Source organism: Bacillus sp. 165, assembly GCF_017742235.1.
Lineage (GTDB): Bacteria > Bacillota > Bacilli > Bacillales > Bacillaceae_G > JAGHKQ01.
Window position 1 is genome coordinate 216,566 of sequence record NZ_JAGHKQ010000003.1, and the last position, 25,683, is coordinate 242,248.

The 25,683-nt window shown below is 37.6% G+C and carries 20 protein-coding genes; 15 read left to right on the forward strand and 5 right to left on the reverse strand.

Annotated elements, in window-relative coordinates:
* Positions 1-23 precede the first annotated feature (23 nt).
* The 8 genes from J7Q84_RS06035 (at position 24) to J7Q84_RS06070 (ending at position 12,008) form a co-directional block, all read left to right on the forward strand.
* Positions 24-2,555, forward strand: a complete 2,532-nt coding sequence (locus J7Q84_RS06035; protein WP_209093627.1) for a helicase-related protein — start codon at positions 24-26, stop codon at positions 2,553-2,555.
* A 78-nt stretch (positions 2,556-2,633) separates the two neighbouring features.
* Positions 2,634-3,356: a DsbA family oxidoreductase gene (locus J7Q84_RS06040; protein WP_209093628.1), complete on the forward strand. Its 723-nt coding sequence runs from the start codon at positions 2,634-2,636 to the stop codon at positions 3,354-3,356.
* A 437-nt stretch (positions 3,357-3,793) separates the two neighbouring features.
* Entirely contained in the window at positions 3,794-5,218 is a 1,425-nt protein-coding gene (gene pucL / locus J7Q84_RS06045; RefSeq protein WP_209093630.1) for a factor-independent urate hydroxylase, read from the forward strand.
* Positions 5,218-5,574, forward strand: coding sequence for a hydroxyisourate hydrolase (gene uraH, locus J7Q84_RS06050; RefSeq protein ID WP_209093632.1), 357 nt, complete (start codon positions 5,218-5,220; stop codon positions 5,572-5,574). The genes pucL and uraH overlap by 1 nt, the downstream gene beginning before the upstream one ends.
* A gap of 32 nt (positions 5,575-5,606) precedes the next feature.
* Complete coding sequence (locus J7Q84_RS06055) at positions 5,607-6,845, forward strand: allantoate amidohydrolase (protein ID WP_209093633.1); 1,239 nt, start codon at positions 5,607-5,609, stop codon at positions 6,843-6,845.
* 24 nt (positions 6,846-6,869) lie between these two features.
* A complete protein-coding gene (locus J7Q84_RS06060; RefSeq protein ID WP_209093634.1) occupies positions 6,870-8,111 on the forward strand; it encodes an ArgE/DapE family deacylase in 1,242 nt (413 codons plus the stop codon).
* Between the two features lie 23 nt (positions 8,112-8,134).
* On the forward strand, positions 8,135-9,502 hold the full coding sequence (locus J7Q84_RS06065) for an allantoinase (protein ID WP_209093635.1): 1,368 nt from the start codon (positions 8,135-8,137) through the stop codon (positions 9,500-9,502).
* A 199-nt stretch (positions 9,503-9,701) separates the two neighbouring features.
* The gene (locus J7Q84_RS06070; RefSeq protein WP_209093636.1) at positions 9,702-12,008 is read left to right on the forward strand and encodes a glycoside hydrolase family 31 protein; all 2,307 of its coding nucleotides are present in this window, start codon (positions 9,702-9,704) and stop codon (positions 12,006-12,008) included.
* Positions 12,009-12,136: 128 nt separating this feature from the next.
* Here the strand turns inward: J7Q84_RS06070 and J7Q84_RS06075 are convergent, their stop codons facing one another.
* Both J7Q84_RS06075 and J7Q84_RS06080 read right to left on the reverse strand, forming a co-directional pair.
* Complete coding sequence (locus J7Q84_RS06075) at positions 12,137-12,541, reverse strand: VOC family protein (RefSeq protein WP_209093637.1); 405 nt, start codon at positions 12,539-12,541, stop codon at positions 12,137-12,139.
* 122 nt (positions 12,542-12,663) lie between these two features.
* Positions 12,664-13,281, reverse strand: a complete 618-nt coding sequence (locus J7Q84_RS06080; RefSeq protein ID WP_209093638.1) for a TetR/AcrR family transcriptional regulator — start codon at positions 13,279-13,281, stop codon at positions 12,664-12,666.
* Positions 13,282-13,470: 189 nt separating this feature from the next.
* Here J7Q84_RS06080 and J7Q84_RS06085 point away from each other — a divergent pair, with 189 nt between their 5' ends.
* On the forward strand, positions 13,471-14,607 hold the full coding sequence (locus J7Q84_RS06085) for a Glu/Leu/Phe/Val dehydrogenase dimerization domain-containing protein (RefSeq protein ID WP_209093639.1): 1,137 nt from the start codon (positions 13,471-13,473) through the stop codon (positions 14,605-14,607).
* Positions 14,608-14,875: 268 nt separating this feature from the next.
* On the opposite strand, the gene J7Q84_RS06090 is transcribed toward J7Q84_RS06085, so the two are convergent.
* Complete coding sequence (locus J7Q84_RS06090; RefSeq protein WP_209093640.1) at positions 14,876-16,549, reverse strand: ribonuclease J; 1,674 nt, start codon at positions 16,547-16,549, stop codon at positions 14,876-14,878.
* 423 nt (positions 16,550-16,972) lie between these two features.
* Here J7Q84_RS06090 and J7Q84_RS06095 point away from each other — a divergent pair, with 423 nt between their 5' ends.
* Complete coding sequence (locus tag J7Q84_RS06095; RefSeq protein ID WP_209093641.1) at positions 16,973-17,422, forward strand: YfmQ family protein; 450 nt, start codon at positions 16,973-16,975, stop codon at positions 17,420-17,422.
* 202 nt (positions 17,423-17,624) lie between these two features.
* On the opposite strand, the gene J7Q84_RS06100 is transcribed toward J7Q84_RS06095, so the two are convergent.
* The gene (locus tag J7Q84_RS06100) at positions 17,625-17,810 is read right to left on the reverse strand and encodes an alpha/beta-type small acid-soluble spore protein (RefSeq protein WP_209093642.1); all 186 of its coding nucleotides are present in this window, start codon (positions 17,808-17,810) and stop codon (positions 17,625-17,627) included.
* A gap of 1,181 nt (positions 17,811-18,991) precedes the next feature.
* Here J7Q84_RS06100 and menE point away from each other — a divergent pair.
* From menE to J7Q84_RS06125, 5 genes are all read left to right on the forward strand, one after another.
* Complete coding sequence (menE, locus tag J7Q84_RS06105; RefSeq protein WP_209093643.1) at positions 18,992-20,473, forward strand: o-succinylbenzoate--CoA ligase; 1,482 nt, start codon at positions 18,992-18,994, stop codon at positions 20,471-20,473.
* Positions 20,474-20,770: 297 nt separating this feature from the next.
* A complete protein-coding gene (gene guaC, locus J7Q84_RS06110) occupies positions 20,771-21,754 on the forward strand; it encodes a GMP reductase (protein ID WP_209093644.1) in 984 nt (327 codons plus the stop codon).
* Positions 21,755-21,919: 165 nt separating this feature from the next.
* Complete coding sequence (locus J7Q84_RS06115; RefSeq protein ID WP_209093645.1) at positions 21,920-22,480, forward strand: GNAT family N-acetyltransferase; 561 nt, start codon at positions 21,920-21,922, stop codon at positions 22,478-22,480.
* Positions 22,481-23,015: 535 nt separating this feature from the next.
* Positions 23,016-23,453: a hypothetical protein gene (locus J7Q84_RS06120; protein ID WP_209093646.1), complete on the forward strand. Its 438-nt coding sequence runs from the start codon at positions 23,016-23,018 to the stop codon at positions 23,451-23,453.
* 174 nt (positions 23,454-23,627) lie between these two features.
* Positions 23,628-24,311: a hypothetical protein gene (locus J7Q84_RS06125; RefSeq protein WP_209093647.1), complete on the forward strand. Its 684-nt coding sequence runs from the start codon at positions 23,628-23,630 to the stop codon at positions 24,309-24,311.
* Between the two features lie 463 nt (positions 24,312-24,774).
* On the opposite strand, the gene J7Q84_RS06130 is transcribed toward J7Q84_RS06125, so the two are convergent.
* Positions 24,775-25,554 carry an undecaprenyl-diphosphate phosphatase gene (locus J7Q84_RS06130; RefSeq protein WP_209093648.1) on the reverse strand — a complete coding sequence of 260 codons (780 nt, stop codon included), beginning with the start codon at positions 25,552-25,554 and terminating at the stop codon, positions 24,775-24,777.
* Positions 25,555-25,683 lie beyond the last annotated feature (129 nt).

Below are 25,683 nucleotides of genomic sequence, written 5' to 3' on the forward strand. Positions count from 1 at the left end.
TACATGTATAAAGGAGATTTTTAATGAATGAATTAATGACCCTTTACCCTTATGCTGTAGAACAAGTAAAAAACTACATATACGAAGATATGGACCATTATCTTGGAAATAAAGAAATTAAACCTTCATACGAACAATTTCGAATGGACAGAAAACATTATCTTGAACAAATCTGGCTAAATGTCTGGCTGAACCTAACTGTTAATCGCATACCAAAAACCGAGAAAAAATCTTATTTAATTTCAGTTGGGTATGATATGGAAGATGTTGGACGGAAGTTGCTGAATCATTTATTTCGCAATGAAATGAGAACGTTTCAGCCTTTTGATGCGATGAGCTGGGCAGATGCTGCTTTTGCAAACCATCCGAAAAAATGGGAAGAACACTATCAACAAGCGAGAATTTCTTTTTTGGAACAAGAAAAAAAGAAACAGCTTATCGAGCAGCGAGAACATGCAAAGAACAGTGTTCTTCAGGCTGCTTTACATATTTTAAAACAAGATTATGCCGTAATATATGTGCATGTCCGTTATTACATAGCTTGTCAATTGACTAATGATGTGAAGATAATTGAAAAACGAATGAAAAAACGAAAAACAAACCAAGAAACGGATTCATTTCAAACCAAAACTATATCCGCTCTCTTTCATGAACAAAGGGATGCAAACTACAATAGAACTATATATCCTATACATGATTATGAATATGAAAGACTCATAACGTATTACCTTAGCGAGCACATACCGGCATTGCTCATGAAACAATTCACTCGGGAGATACTCAGCAGCTATCATGAAATATATGGTTCTCTCTTAACAGAGTCAAAATTGAAAGATATAATAATTGAGCCCTTTTTTGAATTAATTCATGAATATTTTGAAGCTATACAAAAAGAATATCTTTCTGATCTCTTGTTACTTGCACATATCCCATTTGAAGAGGAACGACATATTGCTATCTACGAAGAAGATATGGCAAAGCATCAGCGGCGAAAAGAAGAAGTGTTAGCAGAAATTGAACGAAAAAAACAAGAAGAAGCACAAATGCTTGAGGATTTATTTGGACAAGAGTATAGCCCTTCAGTAGAACAAAATATCCAATATGTGCTTCATATTGGGGAGACAAATACCGGTAAAACACATCAGGCATTGCAGAGAATGAAAGAAGCAAAAAATGGATTATATCTCGCTCCTCTTCGATTATTAGCTCTAGAAGTATACGATAAGCTCAATGGAGATGGTATTCCATGTTCATTAAAAACAGGTGAAGAGGAAAAGGTGACGGAAGGTGCCAATCATATATCATGTACGGTTGAAATGTTTAAAGAAACCGATGTTTATGAAATAGTCGTCATTGATGAAGCACAAATGATTGCTGATAAGGACCGTGGGTTTGCGTGGTATAAAGCGATTACGAAGGCCAATGCCAAAGAAGTTCATATTATAGGCAGCCGAAGCATGAAGAACATGATGCTCCAATTATTAGCACACTGTAAAATTAAAATTTACGAGTACAGTCGGGATATTCCTCTTGAAGTGGAAGCAGAGACATTCCGTCTCGCTCACACACAAAAAGGAGATGCGCTTGTTTGTTTTTCACGAAGACGTGTTCTTGAAGTAGCAGCTACTTTAAATCATGCTACGAGCATGATTTATGGCAGTATGCCCCCTGAAACGAGAAAAAAACAGATGCAACGATTTATTGAAGGAGAAACCTCTGTCATTGTTTCCACAGATGCGATTGGCATGGGATTAAATCTGCCGATTCGCCGCATTGTCTTTCTGGAAAATGAAAAATTTGATGGAGAAAAAAGACGAAAGTTAACTTCACAAGAAATCAAACAAATTGCAGGTCGAGCGGGCCGGAAAACAATCTATAATGTAGGGAAAGTCGCCTTTACAACAGAGTTAGATAGTATGGCCCATCTTTTACAGCAAAAAGATGAATCTATATCCACATTCACAATCGCGCCAACGAATGAAGTATTAGGACGTTTTCAAAAGTATTCTCGTCCGCTTGCTGTATTTTTTGAACTATGGGATAAATTCGAAAGCCCAAAAGGAACAAAAAAAGCAACCCTTTCAGCAGAACGAGAACTATATGATACCATTCGTTATAGCGGTATAGAAGATCGCCTTTCCATTGAAAGGCTGTATGGATTTTTACACCTCCCCTTTTCAACTAATGAGCCTTCCCTTGTAAAGCAGTGGCGGGATACACTATTTGCTATCGTATACAAAAAAGAGCTGCCAGAGCCGCCAATTAAAAAAGAAACACTGGAAGAATTAGAGCTTGCCTATAAAGCGGCCGGTTTACATCTGTTGTTTTTATATCGAATAGGACAACGAAACAAAGTATCCTACTGGGAGAAAATGCGTGAAGAAATTAGCGATGCAATTCATGAAATGCTTAAAACAGGAATGACAGGTATTGAAAATACTTGTAAAGTGTGTGAAACAAAACTGCCGTGGGCGTTTCCCTATCCCCTATGCAACGATTGCTATTCTGCCCGACAGACAAAAAAACGTCAGGTATACGAATCCCGTAACAATTGAGAGTTGAAGCAAATTAGGGGACTTTCTACTATCAGTTTGATATGATACAAACATCATAATGTAAAATGAGGTGCAGTAATGAAAATAGAAGTATGGTCTGATTTTGTTTGTCCATTTTGTTATATTGGAAAACGTCGTTTAGAGGAAGTCTTAGACACTTTTCCTCATAAGGATGAGGTAGAAATAGTATACAAAAGCTTTGAACTAGATCCAAATGCAAGTCGTGATACCAACCTTTCTATCCAAGAAATTTTAGCTCATAAGTATAGAACGTCCGTCAACGAAGCGAAACGGATGACTGAGGGAGTAGCTCAGCAAGCAGCAGCTGCTGGTTTACAATTCAATTTCGATACAATGATACCGACGAATACGTTAGATGCGCATCGCATAGCCAAGTTTGCAGAAACAAAAGGGAAAGATGCAAAAGTAACAGAAAGTCTACTCAAAGCACATTTTACAGATTCCAAGCATATTGGCGATCATGAAACATTGACAGAGCTTGCTGTAGAAGCAGGTTTGGACCGACAAGAAGTGCAATCTATTTTACAGGGTAACGATTATACAGAAGATGTCCGTGCTGATGAAAGCAAAGCGAGAGAAATTGGTGTGCAAGGCGTGCCGTTCTTCGTGCTCAATAATAAATATGCAATCTCCGGCGCCCAGTCCAAGGATGTATTCATGGGAGCTTTACAAAAGGTGTGGGAAGAAGAACATGCAGAAGTATCGCTGCAGTCCCTTTCTAGTGCAGAAGGATCCGTCTGTACAGATGACGGATGCGAAATACCGAATCAAAATAAATAATACTTTCCTAAAAAAGACCGTATTGTAATAAATTGCGGTCTTTTTTATATAATCTAACTCTTTCAGCCAAAACGCCACCTTGATAAACTGCTCCATTCGTGAATTCTTTCTCAAACAGTCTATTCCAAAATACTTCTCTTGCTTTCTCATTTTTATGTAAACAAACCTCTAAATCTCCAAGGCTACATCATTTTCCATAGCGCTAAAACATCTTTTACATGTCTTGCAAAACTGCTGCAATATATAAGAAGCGCAATGTCTAAAACACTGTTAGACAACATATATTGGATTATCCCAATGTTAGAGCATGCCTATAAATATTGTGAAGTATGGGTATTTACCCAACTGAGGCATCTATAGAAATAGAAGCAATCGGCTCTAACAAAATGAAAGGATGAATTACTATTCAACAATCGATACTGGATCGTTTGAACAAAATGGATCAAGCTTCCTTTACAAAAGCAGTAGGATGGGTGTTCGAGCGTTCTTCTTGGATTGCTGAGCAAGCATGGGAAAAACGACCATTCTCTTCTCTTACTGACCTCCATTATAAAATGAAGAACATCGTTCAAGTATCTTCTTTGAAAGAAAAGCTTGCTTTATTGCGAGCACATCCAGATTTGGCAGCTCGAGTTCCAATGGCAAATGCGTCTATTAAGGAGCAGAATGAAGCAGGGCTAAATCAACTATCTTATGAGGAGTATAAAGAGTTTATAAAGCTCAACAAGATGTATACACAAAAGTTTGGATTTCCTTTTATTATGGCTGTTCGCGGTCAAACGAAAGAAACTATATTGATCACTATGCGAAAAAGAATAGGTAGTACCTATGAAGTAGAAGTAGAGGAAGCATTGCATCAAGTCTATCAGATTGCAGGTTTCCGATTAGATACTCTTAAGGAGGTAGTTGCTATGAGAGAAAATCGGACCATGTACTATGGCAAAGGAGATGTATATGTATACCGTACTTATGCTAAGCCGCTTACTGGTATCCCTCCTATTCCAGAATCCCATTTTAGAGGGCGTGACAATATTATTTTTGGCATGAATGTGAAAGTTGCTTTAAAAGGAGAAGCGTTTTTCTCTTCTTTTACCGAAGGCGATAATCGTCTTGTCGTCGCTACCGATTCTATGAAAAATTTTATTCAGCGGCATTTAGCTCAATATGAAGGTGCTAATATGGAAGGGTTTCTTCATTTTGTTTGTAAATGTTTTTTAGATAAATATTCTCATATTAGTGCTGTCGAGGTCACAAGTGATGAAATTCCATTCGATTCCACACTTGCTCCTGCTCAAAATGGGTTAAAGGAAAGCAAGCTAGTCTTTCGCCATTCTCGTAATGAATATGCAACAGCTACAATGGAAGTCGCTCGCACTGATAAAGGTCATACGATTGTTAAGCATAGCAGCGGTGTGAAGGAATTACAATTAATTAAGGTAAGCGGAAACTCCTTTTACGGATTTATCCGTGATGAGTATACAACACTGCCTGAAGCACATGATCGTCCTCTTTTTATTTATCTCAACCTTAGCTGGAAATATAATGATGCAGGAGATGCAATCGGTACTCGTTATGTAGCAGCCGAGCAAGTAAGAGACATTGCACAAGCCGTATTCCATGAATTGGACAGCCGCTCGATTCAACATTTGATATGGAATATCGGTCTCCGTGTGTTAGAACGTTTCCCTCAATTGGATGAAATTCAGTTCGAATCTAATAATCGCACATGGGAGACTGTAGTAGAATCTATTCCAAACTCAACAGGCAGTGTGTTCACGGAACCGCGTCCGCCATTTGGATTCCAAGTATTTGTTGTAACGCGTAATGATTTAGCACATGCGAAATACTCGAGTGACAAATAATGGGCGGGCTGACGACGCATGTGCTGGATGTAAGCCAAGGGCGGCCGGCAAGCGGAGTGAAGTTTGAGCTATGGTACTTAGAATCAGGAGATACGCGTACCCTGATGAGAACGATGTACACGAATTGCGACGGTCGAGTAGATTCTCCCATTCTTTCTGGTGAGCAGATGCAAATGGGCATATACGAATTGGTTTTTTTTGTTGCTGATTATTTTCGTACACAAAAAGTCGTGCTACCAGATCCGCCATTTTTGGATGTGGTACCTTTACGGTTTGGCATCGCAGACTGTGATGCGCACTATCATGTACCTCTGTTAATTGCTCCAGGCGGATACAATACGTACCGCGGAAGTTAAAATCCAAATGCTGGCTAAAGGAGAAAGTGTACATGCAGGCTCTTCATCAAAAGGTCAATATGAATCGAATTATAGAGCATATCGAACAGTTAGCCTTATGCAGTAGAACAACTCGCGGTGTAACACGTTTTTCGTTTACAAAAGAAATGGAAGCAGCATACGATTTGATTTATAAGTGGATGCTAGATGCTGGAATGACCGTTCGCCGAGATGAAATAAATAACATTATCGGAAGATATGAAGGAACGCAGTCTGATGCACCAGTATTACTCATTGGTTCCCATCTTGACTCTGTGCTTGAAGGCGGAAAATACGATGGTGCTCTTGGAGTCCTTGCCGGGATTGAGGTAGTCCAAACATTATTTGAGAACAATATTCGACCGAAGCATCCGATTGAAGTGATTGGTTTTTGTGATGAAGAAGGGGCTCGATTTCATACAACGTTCTTAGGAAGCAAAGCATTAGCAGGAACTTTACAGGAGCAAGATTTGCAAGCGAAAGACGAAGCTGGCATTACCATTGCAGAGGCCATGACAGAAATAGGACTGAATCCTGCTCATTATACATTAACTGCACGAGATCCGAACACTGTATACGGATATATCGAACTGCATATTGAACAAGGACCTGTCTTGGAACAGCAGGATCAAGCATGCGGGGTGGTATTAGGCATTGTCGGTACGGCGCGATATGAATTTCGCATAGAAGGGTTGACCAATCATGCTGGAACAGTACCTATGAATATACGTAAAGATGCACTCACTGGAGCAGCTGAAATGATACAGGCTATTGAAACTATAGTATTGCAGTATGAGTCTGTTGTGGCTACGGTTGGAAAATTATCCATATTTCCAGGGGTTAGCAATGTAATCCCAGGAATAGTGGAAGGGACGCTAGATATTCGTTCGATTAATGATGAAAAAAAAGTGGCGGCATTACATCAGATTATTCAAACATGTCATAGTATTTGTCACCGCCGCGGATTACGTTGCGAATTCACTACCATAATGGAATCGGGTGCAACGGTCTGTTCTAAGCGGTTTATCCCTATGATTGAATCTGCATTAATGTCTCACGGCATGAAACCTATTCATATGATAAGCGGTGCTGGACATGATGCAATGACAATCGCTGACTTAACGAAAATGGGAATGATTTTTGTCAGATGCAAAGAGGGACTCAGTCACCATCCTGATGAATATGTAGCGCCTGAAGATATAAAAGCAGGTGTTTTCGTTTTATTGGATGTAACGTTACAGTTGGCATTATAAACTATCTCAAAGGAGTAATAAAACATGGATTCAACTAAACAGGCAATTGTTGACTGGATTGATTCTGAGCAACAACAGCTCGTTACGTTCTTACAAGAACTTATAGCCATTCCTTCTGATAATCCCCCCGGTGATTGTGAGAAGATTGCTATGTTTATTGAACAACGTTTGACTGACTATCAATTTCCAAATGTAACTGCGCTGAATGTAGAGCAAAAGGATGTGCTCGCAAACGGGATGATCAAGGTAACAAACATAGTCTCTACAACTGCCTTTGAAGGTGGAACAGGACTGGATATCGTACTTAATTCTCATGGTGATGTAGTTGCACCAGGGTTAGGGTGGACGTATAATCCGTATGGCGGTGAAATTGTTGACGGAAAAATATACGGCCGTGGTGCTGCTGTGTCCAAATCAGATATTGCTGCCTATACTTTTGCAGTGATGGCTCTTCGTCCATTCAGCCAGCAATTATCTGGAAAAGCGACACTTGCATTTACCTTTGATGAAGAATCAGGCGGAATGATAGGACCAAAATGGCTGCTTGACCATGGTTATATCAAGCCGAATTTGGCCATCGCTGCAGGGTTTACGTACTCCATAGTAAATGCACATAACGGCTGTCTTCATCTCGAAATTAAAGTCAAAGGAAAATCAGCTCATGCCGCGGCTCCGCATACCGGCCATGACGCGATAGAAGCCATGACCGGTATACTTCAGACGCTGTACGACTACCGAATCACCTTACAGCAAATTCACTCTGACGTTTTGGGGATTGAATCCCCCACATTGGTAGTAGGATTGATTTCCGGCGGGATTAATACTAATGTTGTACCTGATTTGTGTACAATCCGTATAGATCGCCGCCTTATCCCGGAAGAGGATGGTGAAAATGTAGAAAGGCAGCTATGTGAATTAATCCAACAAGCGGCAAGTCAGTATAAAGGTATAGTCGTAGAGGTGAAGCGTATCTTGCTTGCAAAAAGCTTCGGACCAACACCAGAAGATTCAGAGCTTATCAGAACCCTCAGCAGCAATTGGAAAGAAATGATGCAGGGAAACCTCGTTATACATGGAGTTCCTCTTTATGCGGATGCCCGTCTGTTCGCGGAAGCAGGTATCCCAACTGTAATGTTTGGAGCAGGCCCGCGAACATTGCTAGAAGCAAATGGGCACCGTGCAGATGAGCATGTTAGAGTAGATGATTTGGTAAACGCAACAAAAATCGTCGCCCTCACCTTATACGATTTATTGAAGAAAGAATAATCGACTAGTTCTGAGGTGGTTGCATGACAAAAACATATGACCTTATCATTAAAGGAGGGCATATAGTCTTAGCCCAAGAGATTCGAATATTGGATATTGCTGTGAAAAATGGTGTCATTGTTGCGATGGGAGAAGACCTTTTCCATAATGCTGTAGATGTACTGGATGTAACAGGTCAATATGTATTACCGGGCATAATTGATGCTCATGTACATTTCAATGATCCAGGTCGGACGGAATGGGAAGGATTTTCCCATGGCTCTTGTGCTATGGCTGCCGGGGGGTGTACTACTTATTTCGATATGCCCCTAAATAATATTCCAGCAACGACTGATAGTCGTACTCTCTTAGCAAAAGCACAAAACGGGAGCAAGGAGTCATTTGTTGATTTTGCATTATGGGGCGGACTAGTACCAGGGAACGAGCATCATTTAGAGGAACTGGCATCACTCGGAATAATTGGATTTAAAGCATTTCTTTCCCATACAGGGACAAAAGAGTTTGATTCCATTGATGATCTTACCTTGTATCAAGGCATGAAGAAAATTGCCAAGCTAAATAAAGTACTGGCTTTACACTCTGAAAGTAACCCGCTAATTGAGCGTTTAGCGGAAGAGAAAAAGAGAAAAGGCTTATGCTCAGCTACTGATTATATAGAATCGAGACCTATAATTGCAGAAATGGAAGCAGTAAATCGAGCACTGCTATTTGCTAAAGAGACCGGTTGTTCCCTTCACTTTGTACATATAAGCAGCAAGAAATCTGTCGACTTAATTCAAGAAGCAAAGAAAAAAGGATTGGATGTTACGGTAGAAACATGCCCTCATTATTTACTCTTTAATAGGGATGATTTTGCAAAACTTGGCGCTGTAGCAAAATGTGCCCCGCCTCTTCGCTCAGAGGAAGAAAGACTTGGGTTATGGGAAGCGTTGACTTATGGACACATTGATTTTATTGCTTCAGACCATTCGCCTTGTCCTACTGCTATGAAGTCAGAGTTTGAACACAATATGTTTAAGGCATGGGGCGGGATTACCGGAGGACAATTTACATTAGAAGCAATGATAGATCAGGCCTGGATAGAACGGGGAATTCCCCTTACCATCATTGCAAGGTGGCTCGCTACCAATCCTGCCATTCGTTTCGGCTTATATCCTCAGAAAGGAAACATTTCGCTTGGAGCGGATGCAGATTTTGCAGTAGTAGACTTGAATCATGAGCACTTGGTTACAAAAGAAGACTTATTTTCCCGCCATCAGCATAGCCCTTATATAGGTAAAACCTTTCGTTGTCAAGTCACCCATACGATTAACCGCGGGAATCTCGTATACACCTTACATGAAGGAATCAAAGAAAAACCAGCAGGGCAATGGATACAGGTTGTTAAATAGATAAATAGGACTCCATAGTATAAAAAGCCTTATCTGTTTACATACAGCTAAGGCTTTTAAACTTTGCTTTGCAAAAAGAATTTCGGCAGGTAGAACATTGAAAGAATTTCAATTGGAATGAGCAGGATAAAAATGATACGATTCAAACAAGAAACACATAACAATATGTCTCTAGATAATGAGATAAAGGAGGGACAATATGCTTGAAACAACAAGTTATGCTATTTTACCGTCAAACGTAAATAAAAAAACAGAAATACGTCATGAAATTCAATCGATTCAAACGTTCCATTGGGACGGACAAACCTTATCTGGAACACTGTCAAAGGGGACATTTGTTCTTTATTTCATCGATCATCAAACGATGCGTCTGATTGTGAATCCTTTTGGAAACGCTGATTGTACTCCTTCTATAGCGGCAATTGGTGATAGAAATCGTATATCAGGAACAGTAACGGAAACAAAAGACAGTATTCATCTCCATACTGAAAAACATGAGGTAATTGTTCAAAAAAGGCCTTTTTCTATTGCAATCCATCAAGAGAATCAACTGGTTTTTAAAACGGCAGAACCTGCCGTTGCCTATACGCGAGACAAGCACCTTTATTTTAGCGTAATGAAAAATCCGCCTGCCGCCATTTATGGTTTAGGTGAAAAGACAGGCTTTCTCAATAAAAATGGAGCGAAAATCAGCAACTGGAATACGGATGTGTATGCCCCTCACAACAAGGATACGGTTGAACTGTACCAGACCATTCCCTTTGTTCTTGTACATGATATGGACAGGACAACAGGAATCTTTTTCGATAATACATATCGTACAGAATTTGATATGCAAACCTATCATGATAAGCTTCAAATCATGGCTGAAGGCGGTCAGGTTAATGCCTATATTATGTTAGGAAGTGATTTGAAGGAGGTTGTTGCGTCCTATACGAATCTTACTGGAAAAACACCTTTACCCCCAAAATGGGCATTAGGGTATCACCAGTCCCGATACAGCTATGGATCTCAAGATGAAGTAAGGCAAGTTATGCAACGTTTTAAAGATTATCACATTCCATTAGACTGTATTTTCTTAGATATACATTATATGAATGGATATCGTGTTTTTACATTTGATGAAGATCAATTTCCTGCATATGAAGCACTGATTTGTGAATTGAACGAGAACAATGTTGATGTGGTTCCTATTGTCGATCCTGGCGTGAAAAAAGATATAGACTATCATGTTTATCGTGAAGGCATAGAGAAGGGATATTTCAGCAAATATGCTGAAGGACATGTGTATTTTGGGGAAGTATGGCCTGGTATGAGTGCTTTCCCTGATTTTTTAAATAGTGAAGTACAAACATGGTGGGGCGAATTACATCGTTTCTATACAAATTTAGGCATTCGCGGTATATGGAATGATATGAATGAACCATCTGTATTCAATGAATCCAAAACTATGGATTTGAATGTAATGCATAATGTAGATGGAAAACAGATTACTCATAGGGAAGCGCATAATGTATACGGCCTTTATATGAGTAAAGCAACCTTTGAAGGATTGCAAAAACAATTAGGAAATGGAAGGCCATTTTCTCTCACTCGGGCAGGGTATGCAGGGGTGCAACGATATTCAGCAGTATGGACAGGGGATAATCGCAGCCACTGGGAACATTTAGAAATGTCTATGCCAATGATTATGAATCTTGGCTTGTCCGGTGTTGCCTTTACTGGAGCCGATGTTGGCGGATTCTCATCGGATGCAACACCAGAGCTCCTGATTCGTTGGACACAAGCGGGTGTGTTCTTGCCATATTTTCGTAATCATAGTGTGCAAGATTCTATTTATCAAGAACCTTGGGCATTTGGAGAAGAAACACTAGCATCTGTAAAAAAATACATTGAATTGCGCTATCGGTTTATGCCCTGCCTCTATACATTATTTTATGAAGCAGAACAAACTGGGCTGCCCGTGGTTCGGCCGTTAGTAATGGAATATCCGAAGGATCCTGAAACGTTGCAATGCAGCGATCAATTCTTGTTAGGCAGTCAAATATTAATTGCCCCCATGGTACGCCCAGGTCAACGTTATAGGTCCGTTTATTTACCGAAAGGAACATGGTTTGATTTTTGGACGAATGAGGAATATGAAGGTGGGAAGTATCATTTAATTGAAGCTGATTTAAATACATTACCGATCTTTGTGAAGTCAGGAACCATTCTTCCGTTAGGTACCCCTGTTAAAAATACAAAAGAAACGCAAGACATTGAATTATATGTATATCTTTCAGGAGAAGACGTGGTTAGCGGACATTTATATGAAGATGACGGATATACTTACGATTATCAACGTGATCAATATAGCTTTACAACGTTTACTCTTAAAAATGAAACTGAGGGTTATTACCTTATGAAACAACAAAAAGGGTCTTTTACTCAACGTCAGGCCATCAAGGACGTAAAACTGATTGGAAGGGATGCACCGATAACAATAGAAACCAAACCGAGCAGCTGATAGGTTGCTCGGTTTGGTTTCTATTACACCATTCATTATACTGAGATATTTATATTAGGCTGATATGAAAAAAAAATACGGGTTTTTATCTTGAATTCATTTTATTTATATAATATTTCATGTGCGTTTTATCCTGCAAAATAGCAATCTGCCGGTGCGATTAATTCTACCTTAATTCTGTCTGGATCTTCAAAATAGACAGCATAATAATTCTCTCCGCCTGCATAAGGGTGTTTATCCACATATAAGATATGGATTCCTCGTTCTTGTAGTTTAGCTGTAATGCTATCCACTTGCTCCTTGGATATTGCATGAAAGGCTAAATGATTTAAACCGACTCTGCATCGATGATAGGAAATATCCATAAAACGTTCTTCTGCTTGTACAAATACGAGGTATGTACTGCCATGTTTCCAACTGATTCCAGATTCCCATTTTTGATATTGGACGTAACCGAGTTCCGTTAAGAACCAATTCCAAAATTGGATTGTTCTCGGCAGGTTTGATACATAAATTTCAATATGATGGAGCATAGTCCAACCTCCAGATGTTATTGATAGAAGCTCTCCTTTTTATAGGGCCAGACCTATTCATCATTACCTTTTGCAGTGGCATTTGTAGTAACAATCGAACATAACAAAAATTATTCAGTTTCTCACTTCGTATTATAGGAGCCAAACATATAAACCTTTACAATTGTTTCAGCAATGTCTTGAATTGAGTATTCTGTTTCCTCTAGTGCGATTTTCCATAAATATTTTTCTCCTGTGAAAAGAAGAACACTCGCTACAATTTCAGAAGGAAGAGATTGAGCCATTCCTTTTGATTGAGCATATTGGATATCTCGTTCAATTCGTTGGAACAGTTGAATATGAAAGGAGTCCCACTGATTACGAATTTTAGAGGAGATTCCGATTGCTTCCCAGCAAACCTTCAATACAGGCCGATTTTTTTCTGCCAAATGTAAAAATTCACATACTTGTGTATTTATAATTTGATAAGCTTCATCAATTGTTTTTGGAGCAAATGTAATTTGGGTTACAGAAAAAAATTGATTCAACACTTCTTTCATAATATAAGAAAAAATCTCTTCTTTTCCCTCTTTAAATTGGCCATACACTGTGCCGTATCCTATTTTCGCCTTCGCTATTATCATATTTACGGTTGTCTTTTGATATCCATTTGTTATAAAAATCTCTTCTGCTGCATCGAAAATTTTCTTGCGAGTAATTTGTGAACGAAGATAACGGCCATCTGTTTTTATTTCTACCAAAATCAATACCCACCTTACATTATGATTGATATATATGATCTAAATTTTATCATATTTTTTGAAAAATTGATGGGAATTTTACATTGACAAAATATTCAGATAAATTATATCATACAATTAACAAAACTTTTAGATATAAAGTCGGATAATTTTACGACATGATGTAATCAAAAATAAGGGGGAAACATAATGACTTCATATTTAGTAACAGAATGGTTTGATCCTATTTCTAAAGCAAAAGGTTATGTAGCATTCGATACTCTAGTTAACGGCCTGGCGGGTGGTGGAATACGAATGAGAGAAGGTGTTACGAAAGAAGAGGTACAACGATTAGCAAAAATTATGACTATTAAGATGAATGGTCTTGGTATCCCGTTAGGTGGTGTAAAAGCGGGGATTGATTATCCTTCAAATGCGCCAGATAGCAAAGCTGTTTTACGAAGGTTTTTAGAAGCGCACAAACCTTTATTACTACATATGTGGGCAACAAGTGAAGATCTTGGAACAAGGGAAGAGGATATTATAGAAATAGTAAAAGAGATGGGATTACACTCTACCGTTGACGCATTCATCAATAAGCAAAGTGATAAAGAAGAAATATTATTCAATCTGAATACAGCATTAAATCTTAAGGTAGACGGAATCCAAATTACGGACCTTGTAACAGGCTATGGCGTTGCGACTACTGCCATTCAAGGATTCAAATGGATTGAAGAGAAGGAAACAGAAATGAGTGTAGCCATCCAAGGATTTGGCAGTGTAGGTGCAAGTGCTGCAAAATATTTAGCGGAATACGGCGCAAAAGTGGTAGCCGTTGCAGACATTAATGGAACCATTTACAACGAACATGGTCTAGATATTCCGCTGCTTTTATCAATAAAGGATGCAAAAGGAAATATTGACCGTTCAAAATTACCTGAAAGTTACGAAGAAAAGCCAAACGCATTTTGGATGAGTAAACACGTTGATATTTTGATACCTGCAGCAGTGGCAGATGTTATTACTATCGACAATGCGTCCAACGTGCAAGCACGTATGATTGTAGAAGGTGCCAACATACCGGTTACTACAGAAGCTGAAGAATACTTAAGTAAAAAAGGAATCTTTGTTATTCCCGATTTTATTGCAAACAGCGGAGGAGCTGCATTATTCACATCCATTTTATTCAACAGAATTTCGCCAGATGCAACCAGTATATTTTCGTTTTTGGACCAACAACTCTCAAAAACTATTGCGCAGTTATTAGAAATCGCAAAAGAAAAGAAGATTACGCCACGAGAGGCTGCTTATCTAACATTAGAAAAAGAAACCAGTCAAGTCAATTGATAGGGTTGTTCAATTTGAGTGGTGAATCGAGGGTACTTCAAAAATATCAAGATAAAACCTTGTTGTATAATCGAGTTTGAAATGTCAATCTTAGAACATATACGGTAGTTTTAAAATAGATTTTTAGTTTAACTTGAATTTGTAAAAGACACATTCTTAGAAGTTCACAAGAATAAGTACTGGTTTTTCTTGTCAAAACATACTTCCATGATCCACTTAGAAAATCAGGGTATCTTACACCCAAATTTTCTAAGTGGATTTAAGCTTATTAAATCATAATGATAATAGGGAGAATCATTGGTCTTCTTTTTGTACGCGTGTATATATATTGTCCTACTGCTTTTTTTATATTCTGCTTCATAACATTCCATTTGTGTATGTTCTCTTCTTGCAAATCGGTAACTGTTCTTTTGGTAAGACGATTCACTTCTTTAAGAAGAGTATCCGATTCCTTAGCAAACACAAAACCACGAGAAATAGTATCCGGTCCTGACACAATCTTACCCTCTGTTTTATTAATTGTAATAACAATCACCAGCATTCCATCTTCAGCAAGCTGCTTTCGGTCACGTAATACAATCTCTCCGACATCTCCAACACTTGTCCCGTCAACATACGTATCTCCTGAAGGAACCTTTCGTGTTTGATAGGCAACTGAGTTTTCTATATCGACGACATCTCCATTTCGAAGGATGAACGTGTTTCCTTTCTCTATTCCGACTGATTCAGCTAACAAGCGGTGATGGTGCAGCATTCTATATTCACCGTGAATGGGAATAAAATATGTAGGCTTCATTAATGTCAGCATGAGCTTTAAGTCTTCCTGATAGCCATGTCCAGAAACATGCATTCCTGTTGTACTTCCGGAACCATAAATCACCTTGGCTCCTAGTTGAAATAAGTTATCTATAATACGTGAAACATCTCTTTCATTCCCAGGAATTGGAGATGCTGCCAAAATAACAGTATCACCAGGTAATATGGCTACATCTCGATGGTTTGCACTAGCTAGTCGGGCAAGAGCAGCCATGGGCTCACCTTGGCTTCCAGTACACAAAATAGCTACCTTCTCAGGCTCCATTTGATCGACTTCATGCGCCTCGATGATCATTCCCTCCGGAATCGTGAGATAACCACGTTCGATAGCAACCGATACAACATTCACCATGCTTCGGCCAAGTAACGCGAGCTTTCGATTTGTCTTCACTGCAGCATCGACCACTTGCTGTACACGATTAACATTAGAGGCGAAGGTAGAGACGATAACTTTCCCTTGCGCTTTTATGAAGGCTTCATCCATATGATTCCCTACCATGCGCTCTGTTGGTGTTAACCCCGTACGTTCTGCATTCGTACTTTCAGATAATAAAACTAACACACCTTGACTACCAATTTCGGCCATTTTATGAATATCGGAATATTGATTATTCACGGGTGTTAAATCAAATTTGAAATCCCCCGTATGGACGACATTCCCTTCAGGTGTATGGAAGACTATACCTAAACAATCAGGAATGCTGTGGCTCGTTCTAAAGAAGGATACCTGCATTTCACCTAGCTCAAGCTTGGAATCTGAGTCAACCTGAATGAGTGTCGTATCTCTGTTCAATTTATGCTCTTCTAATTTCAATTCAATCAAACCTAATGTAAAACGTGTAGCGTAAATAGGTACATTTAATTTTTTTAAGAAGTAAGGAATTCCGCCTATATGATCCTCATGCCCGTGTGTCACAAGTAAAGCGCGGATGTGATCTTGATTCTTTTCTAAGTAGGTAATATCCGGAATAATTAAATCAATTCCTAATAAACTCTCATCTGGAAACTTCCCGCCACAGTCAATGATAACGATGTCATTGGAATATTGAACCGCATACATGTTTTTACCGATTTCATTTATGCCGCCTAGGGCGAAAATGGATAATGTATTTTCATTGGCTCTCAATATTATATCCTCCCAAATACAAGTAGATATTGTTAGTATTCCCTTTTGAAATTTCTTTATTTAGATGAAGCCTTTGGACAGTGAACAGGCGGAACCAGAAATATGTTATATCATACATACTTCCTAATAATTACTTGTACAAAAAATATGTTTGTGAATAAATAGTGTCAATCAATAATTCCTTTCATTTTTTATGTTACAATCTTTTGGTGAAGTTATTGTATAAGCTCCTTATCATGTAAATAAAAGGCTGTTAAGGTTTCATATATATGTTAGAAAGAAGACAGGGGATGAAATTTGACTGCTATCTATGATGTCCTTTTGATAGGAGTCGTGTGATATCGAATGAGAGTGTCAGTAGTAAGATCAAATCATCATTTTATATAGTATATTCAGTTTAAAATGTAACGGAGTTGATGAAATATGACATGGGAAGTCTTGGTTCCTATGATTCTGATAAGCATTGTTAAAATATTGATGACCTCTCTTCCAAACAGCACTGTGAGGTGGCTAATCAGTAAATTTGAAATTCATTCGAAGCTTAGAGACGAGGATACCATCGTCACTTTTGAAGGAAAGCACTTGGAAGGTGAAGACAAAATTCAAGTCATGAATTATTTTAATGAAGCGATATTTTTAAAACGATATTATATTTTTTCAGGGAATGAGCACCTATATTTGCAGCCAGAAAACAGTGGCACTCCATTAATCATAGATACTAAAAGAGAGAAAAAGGTTGTTAGGTTATTTGTGTTTATTTACAATGATCATGTCGATGTAGTTAAACAATGTAAGAAGAAAGTAGTCGCATATAAGTTGCTTTCCGACAACCTTCAAAAAACAAGCTATGTATGTAAAAGGGATTTAGCTTAAAAGGTTCATACTTGATTATGAACCTTTGTGAAGATGTAAAATGGGTCTAGATATTTCTAAATCTCCTTCACAACAATAGAAATTCTATGCCCAACAGTGCATTTTTTTGTTTGAAAATGGAATGGAAGCATGCTATTTCTGATGTAGTAAAATTATTTACCTATAAAAAACAGGCTCTTCAAGAAAGAAGAGCCTGTTTTCGTTAACTGCGCAATTGTTGTTCTGCCATTGCAACGAGACGTTTGGTCATTTCTCCTCCAACTGAACCGTTGGCGCGAGCCGTCGCATCAGCACCCAAATGAACACCAAATTCTTGCGCGATTTCAGCCTTCATTTGATCTAACGCAGATGCAGCACCAGGAACCACTAATTTGTTACGGTTTACCATGATAGTTCACCTCGTTGTTAGATTCAGCCGAATGGCTGTACTCCTAGTATGCCCTCAAATTTAAAATAAATATAATGGTATTTATGAGATTCAGCATGTAATAATTACCAATTATAATTTTATTCATTTATTGATGAGTGGTACAGCGAATTAAAAAATAAAAACCCTGTAAAAGGACAGTCAAATGAGGTAGCCGATGGGGTTCGTGTATTGAGTGTGGCGGATCCTGATGGGAATCAACTTCGTTTTATCAGTAATACAGAAAAATAGTAAATGCAGGAAACCTTCAATGTTATAGTATCCTATCGTCGAATGAATTCTTTTTGTATAAAAGAGAAGCTCCACCTTTGGAGATAACAAGCAAAAATAACTCAGAAGAAACTACATTTTTAAATCAAAGGCTAAATTCCTAATTCGTTAGAAATTTAGCCTTTTTCATTTCATAATTTTAACTCATCCTCATAACATTTTCCCACTCGTGAGAGAAGAGAGTGTTGATATACAGGATACAACTTAATAGCCTTTTGTTTCTCTTTTCACATCCGAGGAGAAAAACTAGTTCCGATTGCGAATCGCAGCAATTACTATTGCGATGGTTACAATTGCTATAGCTGCTGTAACAATAAAAGCCAATGTTACCATAGCAAGCCCTCCTTTTTTTGCCCTTGTTTCACCATATACAAGGGGGTTATTTGGTATGCATAAAATTGAAACTAATTCCAATGATTCAAATAAAATTGTTCAGTGTTGCTTATATATTGCATTAAGCAAGTAGCCTTCAACTTTTTCTCAAATCGAAAAACTTCGTTAAAACTAGGCTTCAGAGTGAGAGGAATTGAATGCGTGAGTGAAACAGATGATACTAAAGTAAATAACTTGCCAATACGATAAGAAATGAAAGAGAAACGCTAAAAGAGCTTCAATGATTGTAAGCGCTGTATTAACAATGAAATAATAGATAGAATTATGAAGGGATTTACATTATAATTATTCGGTATGTGATTTTAATCAACATATGGGGAATGAGACAAAGCAGTAATTAGAGGCTTTTACATGTACAGCATATGTAGAAAGCTTGAGACTCATTTGCCACTATAAAAGTTATGCAATAAATCGATTAAATTCGTGTAAACCAAAGTTTCCAAAGAAAAGAAGCTATTTTATTTGAGGTGAAAGAGAACATGGTAAGAGTGTTAGGTGATATTTTCGAAAAAGAGGCAGCTCATATCGCAATGATATATAAGGATAAAAAAATCAATTATGCTGAGCTTCAAAAGAACGTAGATAAATATGCCGTTTATTTGAAACAATTAGGAGTAAGAAAAGGAGATTGTGTAGCACTGAGTTGTCAGAACTCACCTGAGTTTGTATATAGCTATTTTGGTGTAACTCAAGCAGGAGCTACAGTCATTCCGATGAACTTAATGCTCACTCTAAAAGAAATTGAATATATCTTTAGTGATGCAAAGGTGAAAACATGGATTATTCATCGAAACATTTTTGAGAAAATCAACATTCCTGAAGAAAAAGTGATAGCAGCTCTAGATTTAGAAACCTTAATAGTGGTTGATGAAGAGTTTACAGACTCCATCGCGTCAAACAAACAAGCTTTAGAAGTTCAAATGTATGAAGATGATGTATGTACCATTCTTTATACTTCTGGAACAACTGGCAAACCAAAAGGAGTTATGCTTACACATAAGAACCTACTATCCAATGCAGATTCTCTTATTGAGCTATTCCACGTAAATCAGGAAGACAAATTCTTGTGCGTCCTTCCTTTTTTTCATACATTCGGATTTACAGTAACGATTCTAGCACCACTACTTGCAGGTGCTACACTGGTGATTTCAGAAACATTTAACCCTAAAGAAGTGATAAATAATCTAAATGAAGAAAAAATCACGATATTTAGTGGTGTGCCTTCGATGTATGTCTTACTCTGCAAGCACATTCAAAAGCATAAGCTGAAATTTCCACACATTCGTCACGGGGTATCCGCGGGTGCTTCTCTTCCAATGGAGATAGGGAGAGCGTTTTTAGATATTTTCCCTATAGCAGAAGGATATGGGTTGACTGAAACTGCTCCTACTGTCACTGTTAATTGTTCAAATGATGTAAATAAGCTAGGCTCTGTCGGTTTGCCTATCCCTGGTGTAGAAGTGAAAATTGTGGATGATAGGGGAAAGGCGCTACCTACTGGAATCGTAGGTGAACTTGTCGTCAAAGGCCCTAATGTGATGAAAGGATATCTAAATCAACCAGAAGCTACAGAAGAAGCGCTCGTGAATGGTTGGCTGTATACAGGAGATTTAGCTAGAGTAGATAAGGATGGTTTCATCTACATTGTAGATCGTAAAAAGGATTTAATTATTACAAGTGGGTTAAATGTCTATCCAAGAGAAGTAGAAGAAGTAATCTACGAACATCCTGATGTATTTGAATGTGCAGTTGTCGGTGTTGATGAAGGGACTAGAGGAGAAGTTGTGAAAGCGTTTATCGTCCCGAAGGAAGAAAAAACGATTACAAAAGAAGACATGTTAGGTTTCTTAAAAGACAAGCTAGCAAGCTATAAAGTTCCAAGAATCATTGAGTTTACGGATTCACTTCCTAAAAACGCAACAGGAAAAATTTTAAAACGTAAAATTAAAGATGTTGGATAATTGAGGATAATACCAACCCGTTCCTGAGCGCATAAATGCGGGGAGCGGGTTGGTATTTTTGTTTGCTATCGTTAGTCACGTCATATAAAGATACAATAGTCATCATGAATAAAACGGATGGTTTTTAAGAAACTAAACAAAGAAAAATCAGCTTTTTCGTATTAAAATCAGATCAGACAAGGAGAATTCTGTCTGTAGGTGCTTGAAAATAAATTCAAATTGCAGTAATATTATTTATATACGAATATTAATTTTAAAAACTTCGTAAACATTCGTTTTTTCTTGGAGGTATTTATTTTGGATAATGTATTTGACTATGAAGATATTCAACTTATTCCCGCTAAATGTGTGGTGAGCAGCCGTTCTGAGTGCGACACAACTGTAGCGCTTGGAAATCATACATTTAAATTACCGGTAGTTCCTGCTAACATGCAGACAATCATAGATGAAAAAATCGCGGTTTATCTAGCTGAAAATAACTATTTTTATATTATGCATCGTTTCGAACCAGAAACAAGAATTGCTTTTATTAAAATGATGCAAGAGCGTAATTTGATAGCTTCTATTAGCGTAGGGGTAAAAGATGAAGAATATGATTTCGTAAAGGAATTAGCAAACGAAGGACTTTTACCTGAATTCATCACCATTGATATTGCACACGGCCATTCTAACGCTGTCATCAAGATGATCCAGCATATTAAGGCACATCTACCATCCAGTTTTGTGATCGCTGGGAATGTAGGCACACCAGAAGCGGTAAGAGAGTTAGAAAATGCAGGTGCTGATGCTACTAAAGTAGGAATTGGTCCTGGTAAAGTATGTATTACTAAAATCAAAACCGGATTCGGTACAGGAGGTTGGCAGCTAGCAGCTCTACGTTGGTGTGCAAAGGCAGCAAGCAAGCCTGTTATCGCTGACGGCGGTATTCGTACTCATGGTGATATTGCTAAATCGATTCGTTTTGGAGCTACTATGGTAATGGTTGGCTCATTATTTGCGGGTCACGAGGAATCACCTGGAGTAACTGTACATAAAGACGGTAAGCTCTACAAAGAGTATTTCGGCTCTGCTTCAGAATTTCAAAAGGGCGAAAAGAAAAACGTAGAAGGTAAGAAAATGTTTGTAGAGTATAAAGGGTCTCTGCAAGACACGTTGACTGAAATGGAACAAGACCTGCAATCTTCTATTTCCTATGCAGGAGGAACTAATTTAGGAGCTATTCGCCACGTTGATTATGTTATTGTTAAAAACTCCATCTTTAACGGCGATAAAGTATATTAATAAGTAAAAGAAAAGGTGAGTGAGTTGCTTAAATGTAACCGCTCACTTTTTCGTTTAGGAGCAGTGCAATAAACCTACCCTCAGTTACTACGGTTAAAATTGGATATACTTTAACAACATAGATAACAGTAGTGGTCATGAAATTAAATGAATAAGGAGAGAATAATGCATCACAAATATTTTGAAAATATAGAAACAAATCGATTACAATTACGACAATTCCATATAGAAGATATTCATTCATTTTTCGCTTATCGATCTAACCCAGAAGTAGCAAAATATCAATCTTGGGAGAATTATCGATACGAACAAGCTGTTTCCTTCGTTGAAGATATGTCTAAAAGTTCACCTAACATTTCTGGATCTTGGTTTCAAATAGCAGTAGCATTAAAAGAAAGTAATGTTTTGATTGGTGATTGTGCAATTCATACATTACATTCGGAACCGCGGATTGTCGAAATAGGATACACTTTTGCCACAGAATATCAGGGTAAAGGTTATGCTTTTGAAGCAGTAAACGAAATTCTTTATTACATATTTTCAATACTAAACAAACATAAAGTAATGGCTTACACAGATGTCAGAAATATATCTTCAATTAACTTATTAGAAAAATTAGGTATGAGAAGAGAGGGACATTTACTTCAAAATTTTATGTCAAAAGGTAAATGGGTAGATGAATATCAATACGCACTTTTGAAGAGTGAATGGGATACAAGAAAGTAATTAACTATCATACAAAAGCAAGCCTGATGTCTAAGGGGGTTTGCTTTATTTTTATGAATATAAAAAACAGGAAGTGACGATATGTATATTATTTAGGAACGTAAATCACTCTACGGATCATTTGTTGTGACCAAAAAAATCCAGCAGACATGGGAAGGTATATGTGACTTTGAAGTATGTATGAAGAATAATTATTTTCACTTGAACATATAAGGTGAATTCATCAGAGGCTTTAATTGAGACTGGTTTTTAAATAGTGAATTTTAAAAGAATAATAATAATGAAGTTACACCAAAGCGATATCAGAATTAAGTTTAAAGGATTTTGTAACCTTAGTAATTTATAGGAAATAGAGCTCATAATTATTATACTAAGGGTTGACCGTATGCAAATAAATTTTTAGCGTGCATAGTGTTCGATTTTATTTTCAATATTATGATTTAAAAATATAACGATTCTTCCTTTAATGATAGTTATAATTCAGCTATCATTAAACATTTTTTACGAAACAAATAATAAAAGGAGTCTTAATTCTATGAAAAAAACTTCACTTCGTGTTCATAATCCTTCTGGCTGGGCAATGTTTATCTTTGGATTCCTAGCATTTTTTCTCGGAATAGTCGGTCTGATCTTTCCCGAATTTCTGTTGACTCTACTTGGTTTCACCGTAGTAAAACCTGGTGCACGTGTTCATGGTGACTACACAATTGTTTTTATGATAGCTTCCTCCATGGCTTCCTTTAACATGGGGGCATATTATATACTAGCCGCATTAAAAAATTTAAAAACCTTCTACTATTGGACTGTTCCTTTCAGAATGGCCACATTTATTATCTTTACATTAGCGGCACTCAATCATGTCGCTCCAATGCGTTTCATCGGAGTGGGAGCATGGGAGGGTCTAGGGGCTCTCGCAACAGGAATAGCCTTGTATATTGAATCAAGTAGAGGAAAATCTATGAGTGTAGAATAGTAATAAAAAAGAGAACCTGTTATTGATAGGTTCTCTTTTTTAATTATTATCATAACAACTAAGATGAATAGATAATTTAGTTAGGGTTGTTTAGTGTTCAACAAAGGAAAAAAGCATGGAAAAAGAAGGGATGCCGCATAATAAAAATAATTTGGAATGAAAGAAGGAAAAACTATGAAGAGTAGGCTAGTGATTTTATGTTGGGTTTTATTCTTGGTATCCAACCGTGTATCAGCTGAAGAGCCAACATTGCAGAAACAAACGCTCGTAGTGGGTAACGAAAAAGAGGAGGTATTCCTATACGCTACTCCGAACAAAAGAGAGGGAATATTTACAAATTTTACAGTTAAAATCAAGGATGAATTGATTGAAACATATGGCTGGGAAGTTGAAATGAGGGAAGAGAGACAGCCTGAATTACATGTGATTGATCTCAATAATGATGGAGAAAAGGAAATTGTAGTCATTCTGACGATAGGAACAGGTACATGGATTATACAAAAACAAGCACATATCCTCCAGAAGGTGGAAACACCAAATGGTCTGGCCTACGAAGAAATGGATATTGACAACCCTGTTCACACGATAGAGCGCGACTACGAAATAACAGCTACTAACAATATAATAAAGGTAGAGGGACGCGGGCATTCATGGAAAACGATTAATACATGCGGGAAAACGCTTTATCGTCACCGTTTTCCGCTCTCTCAATCAGTAGATTGGAAAGTGGATGACAATAATCTTGTGTCAGAAGTAGGTTTGACTATTACTTACAACTGTGTACCAGCCAGTTTCGTCCTCCGATACAAACAAAACGGAGAAATCTATATAGCCAAGCAGGTTAAAGTGAATTTATGAAAGGTGTGAATTCAATTACCAAGAGAATATTACATATTGGAGAGGGGGAGCCTTCTCCTAATTAAGTTTCTTTTTAGTTTACATAATATATATTATAGGAAGTTACGAAGAGATCAACGGAACATGTCTCAAACAAAAAGTAAACTATAGTTTTTGAGATAATAAAAATAATGTGAATCGATCCTGAATATTTTTATATACATAAATTGTACATTTCATCTAGATATTTTAAAATTGCCGTTAGAGCACTCGAATCTTTCTAAATTTCCTTGCATGTTGCTTATTAAATTGGCGCTTGTCCATTTTATCAATTGTCTGTTTGGAATGTTCTCATCCTTGTGACTCTCTTTTTATTTCATAATGTTAATTAATTTACTTTGAGTTCTTGCTCACAATATGCCGCAATCTGTATGTGACAATTTTCGACATGCGCTAAAAAGCTATCCACTCTCTGTGAATAGCTTTAAAATACTCCGGTAAATTGCAGTGTTAGGATAAGGAATCCCAGTCCCCACACGTAGTATGCAAATATTTTAAGGGAATGCTTTTTTAGATAATTAATCATCCAAGAGACAGCAATGTAGCCAAAGAACGCGGACGACAGTGTCCCTATGATTAATGCTCCAGTTGAAATATTCTCTGTGTTCCCCCCTACTAAATCGAAACATTGCAAAACAACTGCACCGGCAATAGCGGGTGTAGAAAGTAAAAAGGAAAAATAAGCTGCTGTACTACGGTCTAATTTACGAAACAAACCAGCGACTATGGTCATGCCAGAGCGCGATATCGCCGGAAAAATGGCCACTGCTTGAAACGAACCGATTACAAATGCATCTGTATATGTAATATTCTCCATCCGTTTACTTCCTGCCTTGATCGATTCTGCTATATAGAGAAAGAAGCCTGTAATTAAAAATTCCCATCCAATCGTCACTCCAGTTTTTGATATTTCCTCAAAATAATCTTTAAATAATAATCCGATGACCACTGCCGGAATTGTACCTACGATCAATAAAAATGTCAGCTTACTAAATGGTTTTTTTAATATTTTTATAAATTCTTCCTTATAGTAAATAAACACTGCCAGGAGTGTTCCAATATGCAGCATCGTATCTAAAAATAAACCTGCCTCATCTAACCCAAATAAATGTCTTCCTAAATATAGGTGACCGGTACTGCTAATTGGCAAAAACTCGGTTAATCCTTGGATAATACCTAAAATAAATGCTTCAAGCCAATTCATTTCTTTCCTCCCCCCTTCTGCTTGTACCCATTATATGCTTCAACGTTCTCTAATATTTTTTCTATGAATATGAAATTCATTTTACTTTATTTTTCTAGAGAGTTTTGAGCGAAAGAGGTACCTGTATGA